This window comes from Candidatus Pelagibacter sp. PS_02 (assembly GCF_059418065.1).
Map to the genome: position 1 here is coordinate 253,445 of NZ_CM182079.1, position 25,509 is coordinate 278,953.

Consider the following 25,509-nt stretch of genomic DNA (forward strand, 5'->3'; position numbering starts at 1 on the left):
TCTCTAGTATAACATGGCATGGTTAAAAATATATCAAATCTTGGTGATGCGGCAGTATATTGTGATTTTGGCTCAGAGGTTAATGAAAAAATAAATGCAAATGTCATAGATTATTTTCACCATATATCAAAATTAATAAAAGATAAAAAAATTGAAGGAATAATTAATTTAACACCTTCTTATAATAAATTAATCATTAATTTTGATTTATCTATAACCAACTATAAAAAAATCAAAAATTTTATAGAAGGTTTAACTATTAGTAGAGATATTAAAGATAATAATCAAAAAATTAGAATACCAGTTTGTTGTGATGATGAGTATGGACTAGATTTTTTGAGGCTAACTAAAAAATTGAATATAGATAAAGATAAAATATTAGAACTATATTTTGGTAAGGAATATTTTTGCTACATGACAGGATTTATTGCTGGCATGCCTTTTCTAGGAGATATTAATAAAGGTATCAGATGCGATAGATTGGAAACGCCAAGAGTAAAAGTTCCAAAAGGCTCTGTGGCCATAACCGAACAATTTACAAATATTTACACTTTTGAAAGCCCTGGTGGCTGGAATATTATCGGCAACACACCAAAAAAGGTTTTTGATAAATCAAATTTATTAGATCCAACCTTAATTAAACCAGGTAACAAAGTGATCTTTTATCAAATTTCTAAGGAGGAGTATCTAGACTGGAATGAGTAATTCATATTTTGAAATTATAAGATCAGGAGTTAACACAACCATTCAGGATAGAGGAAGAAATCACATGTATTATGTGGGTATTACTGTAAGTGGGGCAATTGATCAAAGAAATTATAAACTAAGCAATAAGTTAGTTGGTAATAATTTAGATGAAGCTGTTATTGAATTTGCTTATCAGGGTCCACTTCTAAAATTAAAAAATGGGAAAATTAATCTTAGTGTTACTGGGGATGTGCTTTTCAAGATAATTAGAAAAAATTCAAACATTGAAAATGGTGTTTGTTATAAAAACTATATTTTAGAAGACGAAGATCAAATTGATTTAATATCAACAAAAAATACTGCTTATGGATATTTATCAATTAGTGGGGGTTTAGAATTGAACAAAACATGGAATAGTTATTCTATAAATACCAAGGCAAATGTTGGTCCAAATAATGGAAAAAAATATTCTATAAAAGATAAAATTTTTATAAAAAATTCAGATTTTAAAAAAATTGAAGAAACAGAAATTAATTATAAAGAAGTTCCAGATAATATAATTAGAGTTATTAAGGGTACTAATTTTGATTATTTTTCAACAGAGGCTCAAAATAATTTTTTTAACAAAGAATTTTCAGTTACTAAATTAGCAGATAGAATGGGTATTAGACTAAGTGGTCCCAAGTTAGAAAACATTGTTGGCTCTAATATAAAATCTGAAGGTCTTGTAAAAGGAGTAATACAAGTACCTGCTGATGGAAACCCTATTGTTATGTTGTCTGATCACGGAACTATAGGTGGATATCCCAAAATAGGTGTTGTTATTTCAGCAGACTTAGATCGAGTAGGTCAATTGACACCAGGCACTATTATAAATTTTAAGGAAGTAAGTCTTGAAGAAGCTCAGAATATATTTAAAGCATATACAGAAGATACAAATAAATATTTAAATGAATGTAATTAATAAAATTCCAGGTCCTATATTAGTTTTTATGGGAGCTTGCTGCTTAAGCTTTGGAGGCTTAATTGTTAAATCATTTGAAGGATCAACATTATGGCAAATATTATTTTGGAGATCTTTATTTTTTTCGCTTACAGTCTTACTTTTTTTAATAATTACTTATAAAAAAAAATTATTTAAAGCGTTTTACGATTCAGGTTTACCAGGACTTATTGGCGGAGTTATTTTATCATTTGGTTTTTGTGGGTACGTCTTTGCGATGTATAATACAACTGTTGCCAATACTAATTTTATTATTTCGACGCAAATACTCTTTTTAGCAATATTTGGTTATTTATTTTTAAAAGAAACAATTTCATCTATTACTTTAGCTTCAATTATTTTAGCAATTACGGGTGTCCTATTAATGGTAGGTAATTCTTTATCACCAGGAGAGATGTCTGGAAACTTAGCGGCTTTTAGCATGCCAATTACATTTGCAGTCTTAATTATAATTGTTAGAAAATTTCCTACAGTTGACATGGTGCCAGCTCAATTTATAGCTGGTGTGAGTTCATGCTTTATTGGATTTTTATTATCTGAGAAGCTTATGATTTCTTCACATGATATATTTTTAGGTTTTACAGCAGGTTTTTTTCAAGTAGGATTTGGTTTTATATTTATAACTATGGGTGCACGTAGTACACCATCTGCAATGGTTGGTATAATCATGTTATCCGAATCTGTGTTGGGGCCAATGTGGGCCTTTTTATTTGCAGCTGAACGACCTTCTTTATTTACTTTAATCGGAGGAGGAGTAATTCTTTTTGCAGTATTATTGCAATTTTACTCACTACTTTTTTCAAATAAAAAAGAAAAAATTATTAATTGACTCTGTTACATATCTGGTAGATTATTCTTATATACGGGAGAGACTACAAACAATCGTAGCGCCGAAGGAGCAACCACCCAGGAATCTCTCAGGCAAAAGGACCGTAACATATTAACTCTGGAAAGAGATTAAGTTCTCGCCGACGGAATAAAACTCTCAGGCAAACATACAGATGGGTACAGTAAGTTAATATGGATATTTTAAAAACCGCACTTTACAGTTTACATCAAAAGCATGGAGCTAAGTTTGTTCCATTTGCTGGGTATCAAATGCCAATTCAATATTCTAAAGGAATTATTGAGGAACACAAAAGTACAAGAGAAAATGCAGGTATTTTTGATGTGTCCCATATGGGTCAGTTATTCATTAAAGGAGATGATAAGTTGGCAAAAGATCTTGAAAAAATTTTTCCAGCTGAATTGAGTAAGGCTAAATTAAATCAATCCAAATATAGTTTTTTAATGAATGATGAAGCAGGAATTTATGATGATTTAATTATCACAAAAGTTGAAGGTGGTTTTAACATTGTATTAAATGCTGCTTGTAAGAGTACAGATTTTAAACTTTTAACTAAATTGTTAGAAGATAAGTATGAAATGATTTTAAGTGAAGAGCTATCGCTTATAGCAATTCAAGGCCCTAAAGCAGTCCAAATACTAGAAAAGATAATCAATGGAGTATCAGATCTAAAATTTATGAATGGTGATACGTTTAATTATCTTAAAGAGGATATTTATATCACAAGATCAGGTTATACCGGTGAAGATGGATTTGAGATATCTATCAAAAATGAGAACGCAGAAGCGTTTGTGCAAAAACTCATAGATGAAGGGGCTAATTTAATTGGATTAGGTGCCAGAGATACCTTGAGACTAGAGGCGGGACTTTGTTTGTATGGTCATGACATGGATATTAATAAAAGCCCAGTAGAAGCAAATTTAAAATGGGCGATATCAAAAAATAGAATTCTTGAGGGTGGGTTTATTGGATGTGAAAAAATTAAATCTCAAATCGAGAAAGGAGTAAACAAAATCCGCGTAGGTATTAAGCCAGAAGGAAGAATTATAGCCCGTGAAAAAACTTCAATATTTAGTGAGGATGATAAAAATATTGGGGAAATTACAAGTGGAACTTTTGGACCCAGCGTTCAGGCCCCAGTTGCAATGGGTTATGTAGAAAATTCATTTTCTAAAATTGATACTAAGGTTTTTTTAGAAGTGAGAGGAAAAAAATATCCGGCAATTATAAGTAATTTGCCATTTTATAAAAAAAGTTATGTGAAAGGAGCTAGTAAATGAGTGAAGTAAAATATTCTAAAGAACACGAGTGGATAAAGTTAGATGGAGACACTGCTGTTGTAGGAATTACACAACATGCAACCGAAATGCTAGGAGATATTGTTTTCGTAGAGTTACCAGAAATAGGATCTTCTGTAGTTAAAGATGGCAATGCTGGAGTTGTAGAATCTACAAAGGCTGCAAGTGATATTTATACTCCTGTATCTGGAGAAATTATCGAAAATAACCAAGCCATTGTTGACGATCCTGCAAAAGTTAATTCTGATCCAGAAAATGAAGCATGGTTTTTTAAATTAAAAATTACTGATAAGTCTGAAATGGATTCATTAATGAATAAAGAAGAATACGAAAAATTTTCAAAAGAAAGTGGTAGTTAAATGTTAAAGAATGCTCAAAAAGATTTTATACAAAGACATATAGGTCCATCTATTGATGAACAAAATGTTATGCTTAAAGAGTTGGGATACCAAAATCTTGATGATTTAATAAAAGATACTGTACCAGAAAAAATTCTTCTTAAAGATGATTTGGATATTGGTGATCCAAATTCTGAATATAAAGCACTTAGAAAATTAAAAGATATTTCTAAAAAAAATAAGATTTATTCTAGCTTTATAGGAATGGGTTATTATGGAACTTATACTCCCTATGTAATACTTAGAAATATTTTAGAAAATCCAGGATGGTATACTTCTTATACCCCTTATCAGCCAGAAGTAGCACAAGGCAGATTGGAAATGTTATTAAATTTTCAACAAATGATAATTGACTTTACTGGAATGGATATCGCTAATGCCTCTCTTTTAGATGAAGGAACAGCTGCAGCGGAAGCTATGGGATTGAGTTATAGAATATCTAAGTCTGAGTCTAAAAAAGTTTTTGTTTCAAAAAATTGTCATCCTCAAACAATTGATGTGATTAAAACAAGAGCTGAACCTTTAGGCCTAGAAATAATAGTTGGTGACGAAGATAAAGATATTAAAGAAAATATTATATGTGGTATCATTCAATATCCAGGAACTCTTGGAGATATTAAAGACCCAAGTGAGGCTATTAGTAAAATACATAAATTTAATGGAAAAGCAGTTTTAGCATGTGATTTGCTAGCACTCGCTAAACTAAAAACACCTGCTGAGTTAGGTGCCGATATTGCTGTCGGTAGCTCTCAACGTTTCGGAATTCCAATGGGTTATGGTGGTCCCCATGCAGCATTTTTTGCTACAAAAGATGAATATAAAAGATCAATGCCAGGCAGAATAGTAGGTGTGTCAGTAGATAGACATGGGAAAAAAGCATATAGACTTGCCCTTCAAACAAGAGAGCAACATATAAGAAGAGACAAAGCTACAAGTAATATTTGTACTGCACAAGCATTATTGGCAATAGTTTCTGCAGCATATGCGGTCTATCATGGTCCACAAGGAATTAAAAAAATTGCAGAAAGTGTCTCTCAATTAACTAAAAATTTTGCAGATAAACTAAAGCAATCTGGTTATGAACTTTATTCAAATGAATTTTTTGATACGGTTACAATAAAAACTCTAGATAAAACAGAGAAGATATACAAAAATGCTTTAGATCAAGGAGTGAACATCAGAAAAGTGAGTTCTGAAATGTTAGCAGTATCTTTTGATGAGAGAAAAAATCTTTATAGAGCAAATCAGTTACTAAAAATCTTTAATTGTTCAGAAACAATTAAAGAAAATATGAATGAAAGTTTATCTAATATTCCAAAAAACCTATTAAGAACTTCAACTTATTTAGATCATCCAGTTTTTAATAGTTATCATTCGGAAACAGAAATGCTTAGATATTTAAAAAAATTAGAAGACTCTGACATTGCTTTAAATAAATCTATGATTGCCTTAGGCTCGTGCACTATGAAACTTAATGCAGTTGCAGAAATGATACCAGTTACCTGGAAAGAATTTTCACAGCCACATCCTTTTTCTCCTGTAGAGCAAATGGATGGTTATAGAGAATTATTTACAGATTTGAAAAACTGGTTGAGATCAATTACTGGATTTTCTGGAGTTTCATTGCAACCAAATGCTGGTGCTCAAGGAGAGTTTGCTGGTCTAATGGTAATACGTAAATTTCATGAAAAAAATGGTGAAACGAATCGTAATGTTTGTTTAATTCCAAGTTCAGCGCATGGCACAAACCCGGCTAGTGCTCAAATGGTTGGTATGAAAGTAGTTGTTGTTAAATGTGATCAATATGGAAACGTAGACTATGAAGATTTAAAAAATAAAGCTGAAGAACATTCAGAAAATTTAGCTGCCCTTATGGTCACTTATCCATCAACACATGGTGTATTTGAAGAAAAAATAACTGACATATGTGAGTTAATTCATAATCATGGTGGACAAGTTTACATGGATGGAGCTAACTTAAATGCATTAGTAGGTATTGCAAAACCAGGAAATTTTGGACCAGATGTTTGTCATATAAATTTGCATAAAACATTTTGTATACCTCATGGTGGTGGTGGACCTGGTATGGGACCAATAGCCTGTAAAAAACATTTAGAAATATTTTTGCCAAAACATTCTGTGATAAAAGATTGTGGTCCAGTGACTGGAATGGGAGCGGTATCTGCAGCTCCTTGGGGTAGCTCAAGTATCTTATCGATTTCATGGATGTATATAAAGATGATGGGTTCTGAAGGCTTAAGAAAAGCATCACAAGTTGCAATACTAAATGCAAATTATATTGCCCACAAATTAAAAGACTCTTTTCCAATTTTATATAAGGGTAAAAGTGGCAATGTAGCTCATGAATGTATCATTGATATTAGAACGATAAAAAGTGAAACAGGGATCACTGAAGAAGATATTGCAAAGCGATTGATTGATTTTGGCTACCATGCTCCAACAATGTCTTGGCCTGTTGCTGGTACAATGATGATTGAACCTACAGAAAGTGAAAGTTTGAGTGAAATTGATAAATTTTGTTCTACTCTTATAAAAATAAAACAAGAAATAGATAAAATTCAGTCGGGTGAATATGACAAGACTGACAACCCATTGAAGAATGCGCCACATACTCACGTTGAATTAACATCCAATAAGTGGGATCATAAGTATGAAAGAGAAGAGGCCGCTTATCCTTCAGAGTTTTTAAGAACAAATAAATATTGGCCTCCAGTTGGTAGAGTAGATAATGTTTATGGAGATAAAAACTTGTTTTGCACATGTCCATCTATGGAAGAGTACGAAGACACAGCTGCTTAGATATTTACTAAGATGAAAATTGCTGTAGTAGGTGCTGGTATATCAGGATTAAGTGCTGCTTATTACCTATCTAAAAAACATAAAGTTGATTTATTTGAAAAAGAAAATCAATTTGGGGGTCACGCAAATACAATAAAGGTTGCTTACAACCCTAACAAAGAAATTCCAATAGATATTGGATTTATGGTTTTTAATAAGCAAACATATCCAAATTTAATTAATTTTTTTTTAGAAAATAAAATAGAGATTGAAAAAAGTGATATGTCATTTTCTGTTACTGTAGAAAATAGTGGATTAGAATATTGTGGAAAAGGATTAGGTGGAATTTTTTCTAATAAAAAAAATTTATTTAATCCAAAATTCTTAAAAATGTTTTTTGAAATTTTAAGCTTTTATAAAAACTGTGAAAAAATAGAAATTAAAAAAATTAGTTCGATAACATTAGGGGAGTATTTAACAGAAATAAAAATTTCAGAATATTTTATTAATTATCATATTATACCAATGGTATCTGCTATATGGTCGATGCCTCCATATGAAGCGAAACAAATGCCATTATCTTTTTTTCTAAGCTTTTTCAAGAATCATGGACTGTTTAAAATTAAAGATAGACCTCAATGGTTTACGGTTACAAATCGAAGCAAAACTTATGTCGATAAGATAATAGGCCAAGTTAGTGGAGAACATTTTAAGAATTACAATATAAATAAAATCACTAGAAATGATTTAGGTGCTAAAATTTTTTATGGGGAGGAAAATGAGTTCTTTGAATATGATAAAGTTGTAATAGCAACTCATGCAGACGAAGCATTAAAGATAATTGATAATCCAACACTAGACGAGAAGTCAATATTAAGAAAATTTAAATATAGAGCAAACACTGCAGTAATACATTTTGATGAAAGTGTTATGCCTAAAAATAAAAAAGCATGGTGTGCTTGGAATTCTTCAATGGACTCAAATAATAATGAAAAGACAGCTGTAACATATTGGATAAATCAGTTACAAAATTTAAAGATAGATAGAAATATTTTTTTAACAATTAATCCATTTAAAGAAATTCCAAATGATAAGATATTTAAAAAAGTAGCATTTACTCACCCTTATTACGATACAGAAGCATTAACCAATCAAAGTAACCTGCATAAAATTCAAAATAAAAAACATATTTTATTTTGTGGTAGTTATTTTGGTTATGGTTTTCACGAGGATGGAATAAAGTCCTCTATTGATATGCTAAAAACACTTAATGATTAAAAATTCTTATATTTATACAGGAAATGTAATTCATAAAAGATTTAAGCCCAAAATTCATAGTTTTAATTACAATGTATTTTCGCTTCTTATAGATTTATCGGAAATAGATTTACTACACAAAACTTTAAAGATATTTTCATACAATAAACTAAATATTATTAGTTTCTTTGATAAAGACCATGGAGCAAGAGATGGGAGCTCTCTTAAGGAATGGGTTTTAGATAATCTTAGAAAAAATAATATTGAAACTAACGATGTTCATATTAAACTTTTATGTTACCCAAGAATATTTGGATATGTATTTAATCCATTAAGTGTTTTTTATGTCTACGACAAAAATTTTGATCTAATATCTATTTTATATGAAGTAAAAAACACATTTGGCGAACAACATGTTTATGTTTTTAAAACTAAAAAAGACCAAAATCTGATTCAACATATGTGTAAGAAGAAATTTCATGTATCTCCATTTATAGAAATGAATTGTATTTATTTTTTTAGACTATTGAAACCTGGTAATAAAATATCTGTAATAATTGATCTGAATGATCCAGTTGGCAAAGTATTATACGCTTCACAAGATGGTATTAAAAGTGAATTGACCAATAGAAACCTACTTAAATCTTATTTAAAACATCCATTAATGACATTCAAAATCATTATAGCGATACATTATGAGGCATTTAAATTATGGACAAAAAGAATTAAATTTATAAAAAAAAAATTAAATATTAAGAATAATATTACTATCGAAAACTAATGTTAATTTACAAAATTTCAGATTTGATTGTGTTTAGTGCATTAAAAAATATTAAACATGGTTTTCTTGAAATTAAAAAAGTAAATGGTGAAGTTTTAAAGTTTGGCAACCCTGATGAAAATTTAAAAGTTTTTTTAGAAATTAAAGATGAAAGCCTAAATTATAATTTGATTAAAAGTGGAAGTATTGGTTTGGGAGAGTCTTATATGAAAGATCTTTTTATAACAAATAATCTTTCTGATTTGATTGAGTTAACAGCAAAGAATATAAAAACCATTTATAAATTTTCTGGAATCTTCGATTTGCCTTTTATTAATTTTATTAAAAATAAAATTATAAAAAATACTAAAAATAGAAGTAAAGAAAATATTGCCAAACATTATGATTTAGGAAATGACTTTTTTTCATTATGGCTTGATAAAACTTTAACCTATTCCAGTGCTATATTTGAAAGCCCCAAACAAGAACTTTTTGAAGCTCAGAACAATAAATATCAAAAACTAATTGATCTTATAAGACCCTCAAGTGGTAATAAAATTTTAGAAATTGGTTGTGGTTGGGGTGGTTTTGCTGAGTATTTAGGTACTAATTATGATGTTAAATTAGATTGTATTACTATTTCCAAAAAACAATATGAATTTGCTAAAGAGAGAATTCATCGATGTGGACTTAATGAAAAAGTAAATATTCAAATTAAAGATTATAGAGATTTAAAGGATAAATATGATCATATTGCATCAATAGAAATGATTGAGGCTGTAGGTCAAAACTATTTAGATAGTTATTTTAATACAATTAAAAATAATTTAACACCCTCGGGTACCGTGGGCATTCAAGCCATAACTATCGATGATAGTTTATTTAATAGATATAAAAATAAAAAAGATTTTATACAACAATATATTTTCCCAGGTGGTTTTTTACCCTCAAAAAGTGAATTACAAAATTATGTTGATAAAAATGGATTAAAATTTGGTGAGTATAATTCATATGCAAATCATTACTCCGAGACTTTGATTATTTGGAGAGAAATATTTAATAAAAAATGGGACTTAATTAAAAAACAAGGCTTTGATGTAAAATTTAAAAAAATGTGGGAATTTTACCTTTCATATTGTGAAGCTGGTTTTAAATCAAAAAACATAGACTTAATTCAATTTTCACTACAAAATAAATAACTATAGGAGCTACATGATAAACTTAAAGATAATTAGATTAACAGTATTAATATTTGCTTTATTCTTTACAGCAAGTTGTATAAACAATAACTCTATGAAACCGACAGATTTTAAAAACACTGAACCAACTATGACTATAGAGCAATATTTTAATGGTCCGGTTAAAGCATGGGGTCTACTACAAGACCGTAGTGGTAAAGTTACTAGACAGTTTAAAGCTGATATGACAGGTAGTTTTGAGGGAGATATTTTAACTCTTAAAGAAGATTTTTATTGGACAGACGGAGAAAAACAAAATCGTATATGGAAAATCAAAAAGATTGATCAAAATTATTACGAAGGAACGGCACCCGATGTCGTGGGTACAGCTAAAGGTTATCAATATGGATCAGCTTTTAAATTTGAGTACGATTTAATGGTCCCATTTAAAGGAAAGAATATTAAAGTTTCTTTTGATGATTGGATTTTTAAACAGGATGAAGATGTTGCAATTAATCGAGCTACACTTACAAAGTTTGGATTTAAAGTTGGTGAATTGACAGTTTTCTTTAAAAAAAATTAATAATCAATCTTCTTCATACCTCTAGCAACTAGTTTAAAATATAAACTACTAGGTAGCATTTGAAGGAATTTTAAAAAATAGGTAAAGGCTTTGGGGAAATGTATTTCAAAACCTTTTTTGATTACTAATCCTTTATAAATTTCATCTGCAGCAAATTCTGGAGTTTTGATCATGGGCATTGGAAAATTATTTTGATCAGTCATAGGCGTTTTTATGAAACCGGGGCTGATTAACGAAACACGCACATTCTTCATTCTCATATCAAAGTTTAAGCTTTCAGCAAAGCTGGTAAGTGCTGATTTTGAAGCACAATATGCACCAGCTGCAGGTAATCCTCTATAGCCCGCAACTGAAGAAATTATAGATATTTGGCCATTTTTTTTCTCAGAAAAATAATCATAGATTGAATTAATTGAATTCATGGTTCCAAAATAATTAACTTCCATTATTTCTCTTATCTTGTCTAAATTAAATTTTTTCTCTGATTTTGGATCATGCATGCCAGTACCGAACACACAGATATCAATATTATTAAATTGTTTGATTATGTCTTTTGCGACTAATTTACATGCATCTACTTCAGTAACATCCAAAGGAAAAGGAAATATATTTTGATTAATTTTTTTAAGTTCATTTAATAAATTTTCACGTCTTGCAGATGCAGCAACCATCCACCCATTTTCTGCAAATTTGATTGCAAGAGCCTTACCAATTCCACTACTTGCACCTGTTATCCAAATAACTTTTTTATCTTCCATATTCTATTGTATAATAGAAATATGTTAAAAAACAAATTCTTATCTTTTTTATTGTTTGCTCTTGTAACTTTTTCTGCATCTGCAATAGGAGGTTTAGCTACTGTAGGTTTTAAAGAGCCTTGGTATTCTTTAATCATCAAACCTTCATTTAATCCACCAGATTGGATTTTTGCACCAGTTTGGACAACACTCTATTTTTTTATGACAATTGCTATCTGGAAATTTTGGCATAGTAAAAATAGAGACATGAACACTATTTACCTTTATTTCATTCATTTAATTTTTAATACAACTTGGAGTATAGTTTTTTTTGTTTTTCATAAAATAGTTTTAGCTATGATTGTATTAGTAATTTTAATCTTATTGATAATTATTCTCATAATTAGATTTAAGCGTGTCAACTTGTATAGTTATTATTTAATGATTCCTTATTTACTTTGGTGTGTCTTTGCTTTACTTCTTAATATAAGTTTAATCATATTAAATTAAAATAAATTATGGATGATGTTGTAATAGTAGGTGGTGGAATAATTGGAACTGCTACAGCTTATTTTTTATCTAAAGAAGGTAGAAAAGTAAAAGTTATAGAAAGAGACCCAACTTATAAAACAGCTTCATTTCCATTGTCCCTTGGTGGATTTAGAAGACAGTTTTTTCAAAAAGAAAACATATTACTTGGAAAGTTTGCTAGAGAATTTATTTTTCAAATACCAGAATTACTTAAAACTGAAAAAAATCCAAACCCTACAGCAAGCATGGTTACAAATGGATACTTGTTAATGTTTGGTCCAGAGCATGCTGAGGAACAATATGAAGCCTTAAAAAATCATGAAGCTTGTGAAGCTGGAACTAAAAATATCAAAGGTTCTGAACTATCAAAAATATTTCCTTATATAAATAGTGAAGGTATTGAAACAGCAACTTATACTGACAACCAAAGTGAGGGATGGATTGATCCTTTCATGTTTCATAGCGCCTTAAAAAGTAAGGCAATTGAATTAGGTGCTGAATTTATTAAAGGCGAAGTAAAAAATATTTCTGATATCAAAGCTAAAACAATTATATCGGCAGCAGGATGTTGGACTAAAGAATTATTAAAAGATATTCCGGTAGTTCCCCAAAAACACACAGTTTTTAGAGTTAAATGTCCTAAATATATTAAAGAAATGCCATTAACAGGAGATTTAACAACGGGCGTTTACTGGAGACCTGAGGGTGGAGAGTATTTAGCAGGTTCACCTAATTCAGTATTTGATGCTACTGATCTAGAACCAGCTTGGAATGATTTTGAAGAATTAGTATGGCCTGCATTAGCACAAAGAATTCCTGCTTTTGAAGAATTAAAATTAACTGGTGGATGGGCTGGTTATTATGATTGTAATAAATTAGACAACAATGCCGTAGTTGGTAAACACCCTAAATACGAAAATGTATATATGGCTTCAGGTTTTACCGGTAGAGGATTAATGCAAGCCCCTGGAATAGGAAGAGCATTAACTGAATTAATTTCCACAGGATCTTATCAAACAATTGATATAAGTGATTTTTCTGTTGAAAGAGTTCTTGATAATAATGCAAGACCAGAACCGTATGTATTATAAATTTTTATAAAAAATGGTATAGTTTTTTATGAAACTTCATATTGGTGGTAAAATTAAAAAAAATGGATGGAAAATATTAAATATTCAAAATAAAGAAGGTGTAGATTTTATTGGTGATATTTCTGATTTAAGTCAATTTGAAAAAGAGTCAATTGATGAAATTTATGCTAGCCATGTTTTTGAGCATGTTCCACAAAAAAAAATTATAAGTACTTTAAGCGGAATAAATAGAGTTTTAAAAACAGGTGGAAAGTTTTATGTGTCAGTTCCAGACATAGACGTTTTATTTAAATTTTTTTTAATGCCACTAAAAGATTATGCAACTAAAATTGAAAAAACTGAAGGTGAAATAAAAATGCATGTATTAAGAATGATCTTTGGAGGTCAAACCGATGATCATGATTTTCATTATTTTGGTTGGAATTTTGGTTTTTTAAAGTCTGCTCTCGAAAAGGCTAAATTTACAAAAATTGAAAAAGTAATAAATTTCAATATATTTGAAGATACAAGTAATTATAAACCTTATGGTTTTCCAATCAGTTTAAATATTATCGCTTTTAAATAAATCTAAAGATCAAGTTCCACAAAATGTTTGATAAGGTTTATCACTAGACGGTGCAGGAGACTGAAAATCAATAATACTATTTTGACTTTTGTATGGTTTTTTTAAAACGGCTAATAATTTATTCATAACTTCTAAATTACCATTGTTTGCAGCAGCTAAAGCTTCTTCAACTTTATGATTTCTTGGAATAATTATTGGGTTTACCGAATGCATTAGTTTTAAATACTTTTCCTGATTATTATTATTTAATTTTAAGCGGCTCTTCCATTTTTCTTTCCAAATAAGAAAGTTTTCATCATTATAAATTTCATTATTAGAAAACTTTTCATTCATTAAAAAACAAAAAGTATTAGTGTAATCAGCCTTATTTTTATGCATCCATGTTAGAAGCTCCATAATTAAAATTTGATCATTTATACCTTCACCAGATAAACCTAATTTGTCTCGCATCATATTCAGCCATTTTTCTTCATAAATTTTTTCAAATGAATTAATCACTTCAGTTGCAATTTCTATAGCTTTATCTTTGTTGCTATCTATGAGTGTTATGATGCACTCAACAAACCTTGCTAAGTTCCATTTAATAATCTTTGGTTGATTTGAGAATGAATATCTTGCTTGTTGATCAATCGAACTAAAGACTGTATCTGGATTATAAGCATCCATAAAAGCACAAGGGCCATAATCAATTGTTTCACCACAAATCGATACATTATCAGTGTTCATCACTCCATGAATAAAACCAATACGCATCCAATTAATAACTAAATTAATTTGAACATCCATTATTGTTTTCAACAAATCTAAAGCTTGGTTTTTAGAATTCTTTATATTGGGATAGTGTCGATTGATTACGTAATTAAATAGAACTTTTAAATTTTGTTCCTTTTGAGTGGCTGCAATGTATTGAAAAGTTCCTACACGGATATGACTAGCAGCAATTCTAGTTAATATAGCACCTGGTAAAAGTGTTTCTCTAATTACATTTTCCCCAGTTTTAACAACAGCTAAACTTCTGGTTGTTGGCACACCCAGCTCATGCATTGCCTCACTAATGATATATTCTCTTAGCATCGGTCCAAGCGCTGCTCTACCATCACCACTTCTTGAATAAGGTGTTTTTCCAGAACCTTTAAATTGAATATCATATCTATCACCGTTTTTTGATAAATGTTCTCCCATAAGAATAGCCCGTCCGTCACCTAACATTGTAAAATGACCAAATTGGTGACCTGCATATGCCTGTGCAATTGAATTTGAACCTGTCGGCAATAAATTTCCAGAAAATAATTGAGATAAATTCTCTTCTTTAATATTTGTAAAATCTAAACTTAAATCTTTAGATAAATTTTTATTTAAAATTATAAGTTCTGGAGATTTTACTGGAATAGGAGCTTGTTTAATTAAAAAATCCTCAGGTAATTTTGCATATGTGTTATCAAATGACCAACCTGCTTTATCAATATCTATATTTGAATTAGTCATTTTAAAATTATAAACTTTATAATTTTCTAAAGCTCCTATAAAATACGATTATTAAGAAAGCTCTGCTTGATTTTCTTTAGGTTCAACAACAGTTTTAAATTGATTGGATATTTTTTGTATTTCTACAGAAGAAACTTTGTACTCTGCACACATTGTCTCTTCGTCTTTTCCATGACCAGTTACCATGTTAACCATATGTTCTGGGAAGTGGAATGTTGTAAATACAATTCCTTCTTTAACTTTATCAGTAACCTCAACTTTTAAAGCCACTTCACCTCTGCCAGAATAAAGTCTGCCAATATCACCAGTATTTAATTCTCTTTTTTTAGCATCATTAGGGTGAACTAATAATAAATCTTCAGAAACTATATTAATATTTTTAGTACGTCTTGTCATAGTAGCAGCGTTATAATGCTGAAGAACTCTACTAGTTGTTAAAATTAATGGATAATCTTTCTTATTCGTGGCTATCTCATTAGACTCCTTCCAATCGAAGTTTTTAAGTTGTCCTTTTCCAATTTTAAAAGTTTCTTGGTGTAAAATTTGAGTATCTGTCCCATCTTCTTGAACAGGCCATTGTAATCCCATCTTACCAAGTCTTTCTCTTGTTACACCTTTAAAAAAAGGAACCACATCTGCAATTTCTGCAAGAACTTGATCAGCATCATAAGTTGGCTGATCAAAACCTAGTTTTTGCATCATATCGGTTACAATATTTCCATCTGTCTTTGTACCAGGCAGAGGAGGTACCGCTGCATTTACTCTTTGAATTCTTCTTTCTGTATTAGTAAAAGTTCCATTTTTCTCTAGGAAAGTTGTTCCAGGCAATACTACTGTTGCAAGTTTTGCTGTCTCACTCATGAAAATTTCTTGTACAACTAATAGTTCAAGTGAATTCATGGCATCTACAACATGTGCACTATTAGGATCTGTTTGAACTATATCTTCTCCAATAATCCAGACAGCTTTCACATCTTTATTAATTGCCCCATCAAACATTTCTGGAATTTTTAGTCCTTGTTTTGTTGGGTGTACTACTCCATATTTTTCAGTGTAGAAATTTTGAACTTTTTCATCAGCTACTTCAAAATAACCTGCACCTTGATGAGGTTGACAACCCATATCAGCTGCACCTTGGACATTATTTTGTCCTCTTAATGGGTTAACTCCAACACCTTTTCTACCAATATTTCCAGTAATCATTGCAAGATCAGCAATTAACATCACCGTCTTAGATCCTTGTTCTTGTTCAGTAACTCCTAAACCGTGGAATTCCATAGAGTTTTTAGCTGTCGCATAAGCAATTGCTGCTTCTTTAACTAACTGTTTATCAACACCAGCGACTTTCGCTAGATGATCCATATCTTGTCTCTCAATTTCTTTAATGAAATTCGCAAAACCTTCAGTTCTATCTCTAACAAAATCTTTATCATAAAGGTTTGCTTTTAATATAAAATGTAACATCATATTTAAAACAGCCACATTTGTTCCTGGTCTAAGTTTAATATGATAATCAGCAAGTTTTGCTAATTCAGTAGTAATAGGATCTAAAACTATTAGTTTTTTTCCTTTCATTACTTGTTGTTTAATTTTTGCTCCAGTAACAGGGTGAGCATTTGTAGGATTTGCTCCTATAACCATAAATAAATCTGCGTGATAAATATCTTCTGTAGAATTAGTTGCAGCACCAGTTCCAAAAGTTTGTTGCATTCCCCAAGCTGTTGGTGAGTGACAAATTCTTGCACAACAATCAATATTATTAGTTCCAATTGCAGCTCTAATCATTTTTTGAAAAACATAATTTTCTTCATTAGTACATCTTGCAGAAGAAATTCCAGCTACAGCATCAGGGCCACTTTCTTTTGTAATTCTATTTAATTCTTTTTTAATAAAGTCATATGCTTCATCCCATGATGCTTCTTCAAATTTTCCATTTCTTTTAATTAGAGGAGTTTTTAACCTATCTGGATGATCGTAAAATCCAAATGCATATCTTCCTTTAATACAAGTGTGACCTGCATTAACTTCAGATTCTTTAGGCGTAGATATTGCAACAACTTTATTATCTTTAATTGATGCTTCTAAATTACATCCAACACCACAGTAAGAGCAAGTTGTTCTAACTTTTTTATCTACTGCAACAGATTTTGATTGGTAAACATCAGAGATAGCATCTGTTGGACATGTGTGTGCACAAGCACCACAAGATACGCAAGACGAATCTCCAAACAATGCATCGTTGTCAGTTGTGATTTTAGATTCAAATCCTCTACCACTCATTGTTAAAACAAAAGATCCTTGAATTTCGTCACAAGCACGAACACATCTTCCACAGTTAATACAGTTATCTAAATTCATTCTCATGTAATCATGAGAGGTGTCTCTTGGAATATCTTTATGTTGTTTTGGTGTGTTATATCTATGATCTGATATACCTAAATCATTTGCAACATCTTGTAGTTCACAATTATTATTTACTTCACAAGTTCCACATTCCATTGGGTGGTCAGTTAAAACTAGTTCAACAATATTTTTTCTTAAAGCCGTTAAATTTTCATTATTTGTAAAAATGTATTGGTTTTCACCAACTGGTGTATGGCATGATGCTACAACTTTAGTTGGACCATCTTTTACAAGAGCCACCTCTACAGAACAAACTCTACAAGCACCATAAGGGGCTAAATTTGGATCATCACAAAGAGTTGGAACTTTTTTTTCACCTAAATAACTTTTTACAAAATTTAAAACAGACGTATGGTTTGGACCAATTTCATATGGCTTTCCATCTATGTAGGCGATTTTTCTTTTTTCTGAGCTCATTAATTATCTTTCACCATATCATCCTTCATTTCATCACCAAAATATTTTAATATATTCATGATGGGAGTAGGAATTGCTCCACACAAAGCACATAAACAGCCTTTTTGCATAGTTACAAGCAGCTCATTTAGTAATTTTAATGGAATCTTAGCAGTTTTATTCTTTGCTTGATCAAACATTTCCTTACCTCTGTAAGAACCAAGTCTTCCAGGAAAGCATTTTCCACATGATTCTTCGGCAGAAAACTCAAATAAATGATGGATATATTCAATCATAGGAAAGTCTTTTGGAATACTTACTATACTTGCGTGTCCTAACATAAAACCTGCGGCAGTAAATTCTTGAAAATCTAAATTTAATTTTTCAATCTCGGTAATAGGAATTACACCTCCTAATGGACCTCCAATTTGTAATGCTTTAATGGGCTCTTTAAAACCACCACCAATATCATTTAAAACTTTTTTCATTGGTGTTCCCATTTCAACTTCATAAACACCTGGATTATTGAAAAAACTATCAAAGCAAACTAATTTGGTTCCAGCAGATTTTTTATTTCCAATTGCAGAAAACTTATCAGCTCCATTAATAAGTATACCCGTAGCTGCAGCTAATGTTTCAACATTATTTACAACTGTTGGTTTCTTGTAAAGACCTTCAGTGACAGGGAAGGGAGGTCTTACATCTACTTCAGCTCTTCTTCCTTCAATTGATGCAATCAATGCTGTTTCTTCTCCACAAATATAAGCACCTTGACCAATACAAATATTTAAATCAAAAGAAAATTTAGTTCCTAAAATATTTTCACCAAGTAAGCCTGCTTTTTTTAAAGAATTAATTGCTCCATTAATTGCTTCTATAGATTTTGGGTACTCTCCTCTTATATATAAAACACCTTCATCACTACCAATAACATAACCACAAATAACCATTCCAAATAAAACTTTTAATGGTTGATCTTCTAATAAATATCTATCAGAGAAAGCACCTGAGTCACCTTCATCGGCATTACATATAACATATTTTTTTTCAGAAGGAGCTTTTCTACAAAAATCCCATTTCATACCAGTAGGAAAACCAGCACCACCTCTGCCAGTTAAATTAGAGTCTAGAAGGGATTTAGTTATTTCTTGTTTGTCAGTAGCAATAAATTTTTTTAAAAGTTCCTTAAATTGATCTAAATTAGAAAGTTTGTCATCCATTAAAAAACTAGTTGAGGCATAACTTTTAGAAAAGAATTTTTCTTGAACTATGTCTTCACCTTTAATTATTTGATCAATCTTATTAATATCGTTTCCGGCATAATTCTCACCATCATAATGGAAAGCATTATTTTCATAGCAGTGACCAAGGCAAAACATTTCACCAACTTTATCGTCACCTAATTTTTCTTGTAATTTTTTTTTAAGCGGCTCTTGAGTACCAGCACACATGCAAGCACTTCCATTGCAAACAAAAGCTTTTTTTTCTCTATGTGAGGGTCTTAAAAATTCATAAAAACTTTCTGCACCATGAATAGTTGAGACACCCATGTTATATTCTTTTGCAATTTCCTTAATACCATCAGCATTATTTGATTTTAATGATCGTTCAGATATTTTTTCGAACAGATTATTCTTTAAACCTATTCTGCCGGATAAATTACTTATATTTTTTGACACTTATTAACCTTTAATTATCACTCTGTCTTCGTTACTATAAATATTAAAACTATCTTCTTTTACAAAACCTATCAATGTAATGTCAAACTTATTAGCTAAATCGATCGCTAGACTTGTTGGCGCACCAACTCCAATTAGAATACCAATATTGGTCATTAAAACCTTTTGAACTAGCTCAAAATTTAGTCTTCCAGAGCACGTTATAAATTGTGAAGAGGGAGTTAATAATCCCTTATTTAATGAATAACCAATTAGTTTATCAAGAGCATTATGTCGACCAACATCCTCTTTTATACACACTATTCCACCATCGCTTGTAAATAGGCCACTAGCATGAATGCCACCTGTCTTAGAAAACTCTGATTGATTATCCCTTAGCACAGAAGGAGATTTGATAATTATTTCTTTAGAGATTTTAGGTAAAGATTTTAAGACCTTATCTTTTTTGATAATCTCTAATGAATCTAAAGAGGTTTTACCACAAACACCGCAAGATGAATTTGTTAAAAAATTTCTTTTAATCTTATCAATATCTATGTTTTCAGAATTGTTTAATGTGACAACAATTTTATTTTGAAGTTTATATTCACCTACATAATCTCCAACACTCTCAATTTTCTCAATATATTCATTTTTTTCAATAATTTTTTCGTTGAAAAGAAAACCTCTAACTAGGTCTTCATCATTACCTGGCGTTCTCATTGTTATAGAGATTATATTTTGTATCCAAGTTTCTTTAGTTTTAAATTTAATTGAAATTTCTAAAGGTTCTTCAATAGAGATTAAGTCTTCTACATTATTTAAATTATTAGACTTATATTTTTGTATTTTATATTTTGAGTTCATTGGATTAACTTAAGGGGTAGTTCTTTTTTAAAATAAATTTATTTAAGATTATTCCAAAAATTAAAATTATTAGACAACCAAAAATTATAGGATTTATTAAATATTCAAATGAAACACCTCCAATGATGACCATAATAGGGTTTCCACCTGCTGGTGGATGAACAACATCTAACACAATCATAAAAAAAATACCGAACCCAACTGCCAAGGCAATATTTATAAATATTGGTAGATCAACATAGTTTATAAACAAAATTCCTATTAGTGCAGTTAAGAAATGACCAAAGAATATATTTTTAGGTTGAGCGAATGGGCTTTCAGGAAATCCGTATAGTAATACCATTGAAGAACCAAAAGAGGCCGCTAAAAATAACCCCATTGTAGTTTTATATGTGAGCAGCGTAAGAAACCCAATAGTAATAGTTGATAAAACTCCTGCAATAGATGCTTTTAAAAGTTTTTCTTTAGTAATGTTAATCATGATTAAAACTTCAATGCCTTCGATATTGTTTTAAATGGTAATAAAAGACATTCTTTTCTTGAGATATTATCTTTATTCATAATTTCTTTGAAATCATTCCATTTTTTTTCAATTTTAATATCTGTTTCATTAAACAAACCTTCAATTGAAATAATAAGAGACTTAATATCACTTATATTTTGATCAATAATCTTTTGAGACAGCATACTAACTGATGCCTGACAATATACACATGAACGGCACTGGTAACCCATATCCTTAATTTTATCATTTTTCACAATTAATCTGATTTCCATTTCGTCACCACACAAGGGGTTTTTATTTTTTGAGTGATGGGTATGATTTTTAACTATTTTGTGATTTGCTGTGTTAGATGCAATTTCGAGAATTCTTAGGTCCATTATAATTCTTTAATTAAGAGATTAATGTTTTATATTTTGATTTATGAATGATAACAATATTTTAGCTGTTGTACTAGCAGGTGGAAAATCAAAAAGATTTGGGCAAGATAAAAATTGCGTAAAACTTGGATCCAAAACATTGCTAGAGCATGTTTTGTTCAAAATTAGCAATAAATTTGAAGAAATATTGATTGTCTCAAGTAATCCATTGAAGATAGAAGAAGCAAAAAATACCACAATAATTCCAGATTGTTTTAATGATCTAGGACCTTTAGCAGGAGTGCTAAGTTCCATGAAGTGGATAAAAGAAAATAAAAAATCATACAAATGGATTGCAACTTTTCCATCTGATACTCCATTTTTTGATCCAATTATTATTGAAGAATACAAAGCAAGAATTGAACAAAGTAAAAGCAGTTTATATTTTGTTAAATCTAATGAAAAAAGACATAATATTTTTGGTTTATGGTCAATTGATTTAATGGAAGAATTAGAAGAAGATTTAATAATAAATAATTATCGAAAAGTTGAGGAATGGGCTAATAAAGTTGGTGTGAGTACAATTGATATTAAAATAAAAAATTACGATCCTTTTTTTAATATAAATACCAAAGAAGACCTTGATGTTGCTCAAACTATTTTAAATCTTGATAAAAATGATTGATTACAAAAAAGCAAAAAATATTTTAATAAAATCAAAAATAAACATTAAAGATGAAGTCATAAACACATCAAAATCATTAAATAGAATTAATGTTCAAGATATTTATTGTCCTGTGAATTATCCTGCAGGAACTAATGCTGCATTTGACGGTTTTGCCATTAATTCTAAAGATACATCTACGATTAATAAAAAAAATCCTAAAGAATTTAAAATTTTAAAATCAATATCAGCAGGTGATAATCCTAAATTAAATAAAGTAAAAAAATTTCAAGCTGTTGAAGTGATGACGGGTGCTCTAATTCCTAAATATTTTGACACCATTATTCCCATAGAAAAAATTGTGTTTACTAACAATAAAAAGTCTATCGTAATAAATGAAAAGATTAAAACTAATCAACATATAAGACATGCAGGATCTGATTATAAAAAAAAGGAATTAGTTATTAATAAAGGAACTATTATTCAGCCATCGCATATCTTAGCCTTTAAAACATTAGGTATTAAAAGCATTAAGGTTAAAAAGAAGCTTAATATTTTATTTTTTTCAACAGGAAATGAAATTTCAAATAACGTAGATATTGCTGATTGGAAGGTTAGAAATTCAAACAGTCATTATATAAAATCTTTATCTAATAATTTTTTGTTTAATTATATAGAAGGTGGAATTTTGAGAGATAAAGATGAACATTTTTTTAAAAAACAAATTGATAAAAATCTTAGATCAAAAATAGATATCATAGTTACCTCAGGTGCTGTTTCAGCAGGTAAACATGATTTTATCCCCTCTGTAGTAAAAAAATTTAATTTATCAAATTTTTTCAAAGGGGTGGCTATTAGACCGGGTAAACCAATTTTATTTGCTAAATTTAAAGGAAGTGAAAAGGCTTTCTTTGGGCTTCCAGGTAATCCTATTTCTTCTTCCGCCTGCTTTAGATTTTTTGTATATCCCTATATTTTAAATATCCTTGGAGTTAAGGAGGAAAAACCTTTTAAAGCTAAGTTAAAAAATTCTTTCTTTAAGAAAAAAAATTTTACTAGATTTATAAAAGCAAGGCTTACTACAACTCATAATGGAAATTTAGAAATCAAGGTACTCAAAGGTCAGGAATCTTTTAGAATAAAATCTTTTGTAGAGTCTAATATTTGGGGCCTATTTAAACATGGTCAGTCAAATTTTAAAAAGAGCGAACTTATTGATTGCTATTCTCCAATTGGTTCAAATATTAATATTTTTAAATAGATCTCATTTTTATTGTAGTGCCAATTAATAAGCATTAAGTATCGAATTATGATTGAGCTAAAAAATGAAAAAATTGCAATTCCAGTAGTTTTATTAGCAGGTCTTATATGGTCCTTTGGACCTTTGGTTGTAAGATACATGGATCAACCCAATTTAGTTCCATGGCAATATATTTTTGCACGGGGTCTTACAATTTTTTTGATTTTAAATCTTTATCTTTTTTTTGAAGAGGGAAAAGATTTTTATAAGAATTATTTAAAGATTGGAATGTCGGGTGTTATTGGTGGAACTGGATTAGGTATTGCAATGATTACCTTTATTTATTCAATAACAAATACTAGTGCGGCTGTTACTTTACTCTGTTTAGCTGCAATGCCATTTTTTACAGCTTTATTAGGTTTCTTATTTTTAAAAGAAAAAATTTCACTTAATGTTTGGATAGCTATATTTATTGCAACAGTTGGAATAATAATTATAGCCATTGGTAATACTGAAAAAAATTCTTTATTAGGGCTTATTTTTGGAATGACTTCTTCAATTGGGTTTTCTGTTTTTTCAGTGACTTTAAGATGGAAAAAAGAAACTCCAAAATTTACAACAGTTGCTTTTGCAGGTCTTTTTTGCTTTGTAGTTGCTGCAATAGTTATTTTATCTAATGATATGGTTTTCTTGTCTTCAAGTTATAACGGAGCACTATTTTCTATACATGGAACGTTAGTTTGTATGGGTTTAATTTTATATTCTATTGGATCAAAAGCAATCCCTGCTGCAGAACTTACTTTATTGTCACTAACTGAAGTTATAGGAGGAATTTTTTGGGTATGGATTCCAATTTTAGGAATTAATGAGATCCCATCGACTAATACGATAATAGGTGGCTTCTTTCTTTTTATGTCTATCATTTATTATAGTCTTACAATTAAAACTAATAGACGATTTATTGCTCTAAACTAATCAAAAATGGAAAGACCAAATTTTTTTACTCTAAAGAATGGTGAAAAGGCTAAACTACCTTTTACAGATCAAGAATATCAAAGTCGATTAACTAAATTAAGAACCACAATGAGTAAAAATAATCTTGATATGATTATTTTAACTTCAATGCACAACATTGCTTACTATACAGGATTTATTTATTGTTCTTTTGGTAGACCTTATGGCTGTGTAGTAACTGCTAATAAAATTTCAACAATTTCAGCAAACATTGATGCTAGTCAACCTTGGCGTAGATCTCATAGTAATAATGTTATTTATACTGATTGGAAAAGAGATAATTTTTTAAAAGCAATTGTTTCAATTATTGGAAGAGACGAACCTCCTAAGAATATTGGTATTGAAAATGATCATGTAACCTTAGATGTTAAAGAAAAGCTTACGTCTATTTTTACTTTTTCAGTTTTCAGTGATGTTTCAAAAGATTTAATGCAACTTAGAATGATTAAATCTGCCGAAGAAATAGAAATTATTAAAAATGGTGCAAGAATTGCCGATATTGGGGGCGAAGAGATTGTCAAAAATATTAAAGTTGGAGAAAGCGAACTTGAAATTGCAATAGCCGGTAGAGATAGAATGGAACGTGAAATTGCAAAAACGTATCCGGATGCTGAATATATGGATACCTGGGTTTGGTTTCAGTCGGGACTTAATACGGATGGTGCTCATAACCCAAAAACTAATAGAAAATTAAAATCAGGAGATATTCTTTCTTTAAATACTTTCCCTATGATCTCAGGGTACTACACAGCTTTAGAGAGAACTCTTTTTTTAGATAAAATTGATGATGCATCCTTAAAAGCTTGGGAAGCAAATGTTAAAGTTCATAAAAGAGGACTAGAGTTAATTAAACCAGGTGTAAAATGTTCTGATATTTGTCATGAGTTGAATGAACTATTTGCTGAGCTTGGTTATCTTCATTATCGAACATTTGGTTACGGTCATTCATTTGGTGTCTTATCTCATTTCTATGGAAGAGAAGCAGGATTAGAATTACGTGAAGATATAGATACCGTATTAGAGGAAAACATGGTGGTTTCTATGGAACCAATGATCATGATACCAGAGGGTAAACCAGGAGCTGGTGGATATAGAGAGCATGATATCTTGGTTATAGGAAAAGATAATGCTGAAAACATTACTAAGTTTCCCTTTGGTCCAGAACATAATATTATCAAATCATAAAT

General features: G+C 30.0%; 24 protein-coding genes and 1 riboswitch. Of the genes, 17 read left to right on the plus strand and 7 right to left on the minus strand.

All coding sequences use genetic code 11. The annotated features are described in order from the left end of the window. Positions 1-18 precede the first annotated feature (18 nt). The 10 genes from AC5SL4_RS01365 (at position 19) to AC5SL4_RS01410 (ending at position 10,810) form a co-directional block, all read left to right on the plus strand. Positions 19-705, plus strand: a complete 687-nt coding sequence (locus AC5SL4_RS01365) for a 5-oxoprolinase subunit B family protein (protein ID WP_006997248.1) — start codon at positions 19-21, stop codon at positions 703-705. Beyond that, positions 698-1,651, plus strand: coding sequence for a 5-oxoprolinase subunit C family protein (locus tag AC5SL4_RS01370; protein WP_494587463.1), 954 nt, complete (start codon positions 698-700; stop codon positions 1,649-1,651). Before AC5SL4_RS01365 ends, AC5SL4_RS01370 begins: the two co-directional genes overlap by 8 nt. Beyond that, complete coding sequence (locus tag AC5SL4_RS01375; RefSeq protein WP_011281851.1) at positions 1,638-2,519, plus strand: DMT family transporter; 882 nt, start codon at positions 1,638-1,640, stop codon at positions 2,517-2,519. The genes AC5SL4_RS01370 and AC5SL4_RS01375 overlap by 14 nt, the downstream gene beginning before the upstream one ends. A gap of 24 nt (positions 2,520-2,543) precedes the next feature. Further along, a riboswitch (glycine riboswitch) is annotated at positions 2,544-2,633 on the plus strand. A 77-nt stretch (positions 2,634-2,710) separates the two neighbouring features. Further along, the gene (gcvT, locus tag AC5SL4_RS01380) at positions 2,711-3,817 is read left to right on the plus strand and encodes a glycine cleavage system aminomethyltransferase GcvT (protein ID WP_494587464.1); all 1,107 of its coding nucleotides are present in this window, start codon (positions 2,711-2,713) and stop codon (positions 3,815-3,817) included. Further along, positions 3,814-4,194: a glycine cleavage system protein GcvH gene (gene gcvH / locus AC5SL4_RS01385; protein ID WP_006997244.1), complete on the plus strand. Its 381-nt coding sequence runs from the start codon at positions 3,814-3,816 to the stop codon at positions 4,192-4,194. Before gcvT ends, gcvH begins: the two co-directional genes overlap by 4 nt. Beyond that, positions 4,195-7,053, plus strand: coding sequence for an aminomethyl-transferring glycine dehydrogenase (gcvP, locus tag AC5SL4_RS01390; RefSeq protein ID WP_494587465.1), 2,859 nt, complete (start codon positions 4,195-4,197; stop codon positions 7,051-7,053). Between the two features lie 12 nt (positions 7,054-7,065). Beyond that, complete coding sequence (locus tag AC5SL4_RS01395; RefSeq protein ID WP_271564715.1) at positions 7,066-8,310, plus strand: NAD(P)/FAD-dependent oxidoreductase; 1,245 nt, start codon at positions 7,066-7,068, stop codon at positions 8,308-8,310. Then, a complete protein-coding gene (locus AC5SL4_RS01400) occupies positions 8,303-9,070 on the plus strand; it encodes a DUF1365 domain-containing protein (protein WP_494587466.1) in 768 nt (255 codons plus the stop codon). Before AC5SL4_RS01395 ends, AC5SL4_RS01400 begins: the two co-directional genes overlap by 8 nt. Further along, a complete protein-coding gene (locus AC5SL4_RS01405; RefSeq protein WP_494587467.1) occupies positions 9,070-10,248 on the plus strand; it encodes a class I SAM-dependent methyltransferase in 1,179 nt (392 codons plus the stop codon). The genes AC5SL4_RS01400 and AC5SL4_RS01405 overlap by 1 nt, the downstream gene beginning before the upstream one ends. A 13-nt stretch (positions 10,249-10,261) precedes the next feature. After that, entirely contained in the window at positions 10,262-10,810 is a 549-nt protein-coding gene (locus tag AC5SL4_RS01410; RefSeq protein ID WP_018413933.1) for a DUF3833 domain-containing protein, read from the plus strand. On the opposite strand, the gene AC5SL4_RS01415 is transcribed toward AC5SL4_RS01410, so the two are convergent. Further along, positions 10,807-11,568, minus strand: coding sequence for an SDR family NAD(P)-dependent oxidoreductase (locus AC5SL4_RS01415; RefSeq protein ID WP_494587468.1), 762 nt, complete (start codon positions 11,566-11,568; stop codon positions 10,807-10,809). The genes AC5SL4_RS01410 and AC5SL4_RS01415 overlap by 4 nt on opposite strands. Positions 11,569-11,589: 21 nt before the next feature. Here AC5SL4_RS01415 and AC5SL4_RS01420 point away from each other — a divergent pair, with 21 nt between their 5' ends. Genes AC5SL4_RS01420 through AC5SL4_RS01430 form a run of 3 tightly spaced genes read left to right on the plus strand, consistent with a single transcriptional unit; the run spans position 11,590 to position 13,734 of the window. Then, positions 11,590-12,057: a TspO/MBR family protein gene (locus AC5SL4_RS01420; protein ID WP_494587469.1), complete on the plus strand. Its 468-nt coding sequence runs from the start codon at positions 11,590-11,592 to the stop codon at positions 12,055-12,057. Between the two features lie 8 nt (positions 12,058-12,065). Next, the gene (locus AC5SL4_RS01425) at positions 12,066-13,169 is read left to right on the plus strand and encodes an NAD(P)/FAD-dependent oxidoreductase (protein ID WP_011281860.1); all 1,104 of its coding nucleotides are present in this window, start codon (positions 12,066-12,068) and stop codon (positions 13,167-13,169) included. Positions 13,170-13,197: 28 nt separating this feature from the next. Beyond that, the gene (locus AC5SL4_RS01430) at positions 13,198-13,734 is read left to right on the plus strand and encodes a class I SAM-dependent methyltransferase (protein WP_494587470.1); all 537 of its coding nucleotides are present in this window, start codon (positions 13,198-13,200) and stop codon (positions 13,732-13,734) included. A 9-nt stretch (positions 13,735-13,743) separates the two neighbouring features. Here the strand turns inward: AC5SL4_RS01430 and AC5SL4_RS01435 are convergent, their stop codons facing one another. From AC5SL4_RS01435 to AC5SL4_RS01460, 6 genes are read right to left on the minus strand one after another with little or no spacing between them, the layout of a single operon-like run. Further along, positions 13,744-15,219: a protein adenylyltransferase SelO gene (locus AC5SL4_RS01435; protein ID WP_494587471.1), complete on the minus strand. Its 1,476-nt coding sequence runs from the start codon at positions 15,217-15,219 to the stop codon at positions 13,744-13,746. Between the two features lie 51 nt (positions 15,220-15,270). After that, positions 15,271-18,039, minus strand: a complete 2,769-nt coding sequence (gene fdhF / locus AC5SL4_RS01440) for a formate dehydrogenase subunit alpha (protein ID WP_494587472.1) — start codon at positions 18,037-18,039, stop codon at positions 15,271-15,273. Beyond that, the gene (locus AC5SL4_RS01445; RefSeq protein WP_018413938.1) at positions 18,039-19,697 is read right to left on the minus strand and encodes an NADH-ubiquinone oxidoreductase-F iron-sulfur binding region domain-containing protein; all 1,659 of its coding nucleotides are present in this window, start codon (positions 19,695-19,697) and stop codon (positions 18,039-18,041) included. Before AC5SL4_RS01445 ends, fdhF begins: the two co-directional genes overlap by 1 nt. A gap of 3 nt (positions 19,698-19,700) precedes the next feature. Beyond that, positions 19,701-20,543, minus strand: a complete 843-nt coding sequence (gene fdhD, locus AC5SL4_RS01450) for a formate dehydrogenase accessory sulfurtransferase FdhD (protein WP_271616767.1) — start codon at positions 20,541-20,543, stop codon at positions 19,701-19,703. Between the two features lie 4 nt (positions 20,544-20,547). Continuing rightward, positions 20,548-21,024 (minus strand): HPP family protein, encoded by a 477-nt coding sequence (locus tag AC5SL4_RS01455; protein WP_020169192.1) that lies wholly within the window; start codon positions 21,022-21,024, stop codon positions 20,548-20,550. A 2-nt stretch (positions 21,025-21,026) separates the two neighbouring features. Then, complete coding sequence (locus tag AC5SL4_RS01460; protein WP_006997229.1) at positions 21,027-21,425, minus strand: iron-sulfur cluster assembly scaffold protein; 399 nt, start codon at positions 21,423-21,425, stop codon at positions 21,027-21,029. A 43-nt stretch (positions 21,426-21,468) separates the two neighbouring features. On the opposite strand from AC5SL4_RS01460, the gene AC5SL4_RS01465 reads away from it, so the two are divergent. From AC5SL4_RS01465 to AC5SL4_RS01480, 4 genes are read left to right on the plus strand one after another with little or no spacing between them, the layout of a single operon-like run. Next, positions 21,469-22,089 carry a molybdenum cofactor guanylyltransferase gene (locus AC5SL4_RS01465; RefSeq protein WP_494587473.1) on the plus strand — a complete coding sequence of 207 codons (621 nt, stop codon included), beginning with the start codon at positions 21,469-21,471 and terminating at the stop codon, positions 22,087-22,089. After that, entirely contained in the window at positions 22,082-23,329 is a 1,248-nt protein-coding gene (locus AC5SL4_RS01470) for a molybdopterin molybdotransferase MoeA (protein ID WP_494587474.1), read from the plus strand. Before AC5SL4_RS01465 ends, AC5SL4_RS01470 begins: the two co-directional genes overlap by 8 nt. Before the next feature lie 48 nt (positions 23,330-23,377). After that, positions 23,378-24,283: a DMT family transporter gene (locus AC5SL4_RS01475; RefSeq protein WP_006997226.1), complete on the plus strand. Its 906-nt coding sequence runs from the start codon at positions 23,378-23,380 to the stop codon at positions 24,281-24,283. Between the two features lie 6 nt (positions 24,284-24,289). Next, a complete protein-coding gene (locus AC5SL4_RS01480) occupies positions 24,290-25,507 on the plus strand; it encodes an aminopeptidase P family protein (RefSeq protein WP_494587475.1) in 1,218 nt (405 codons plus the stop codon). Positions 25,508-25,509: the final 2 nt, after the last annotated feature.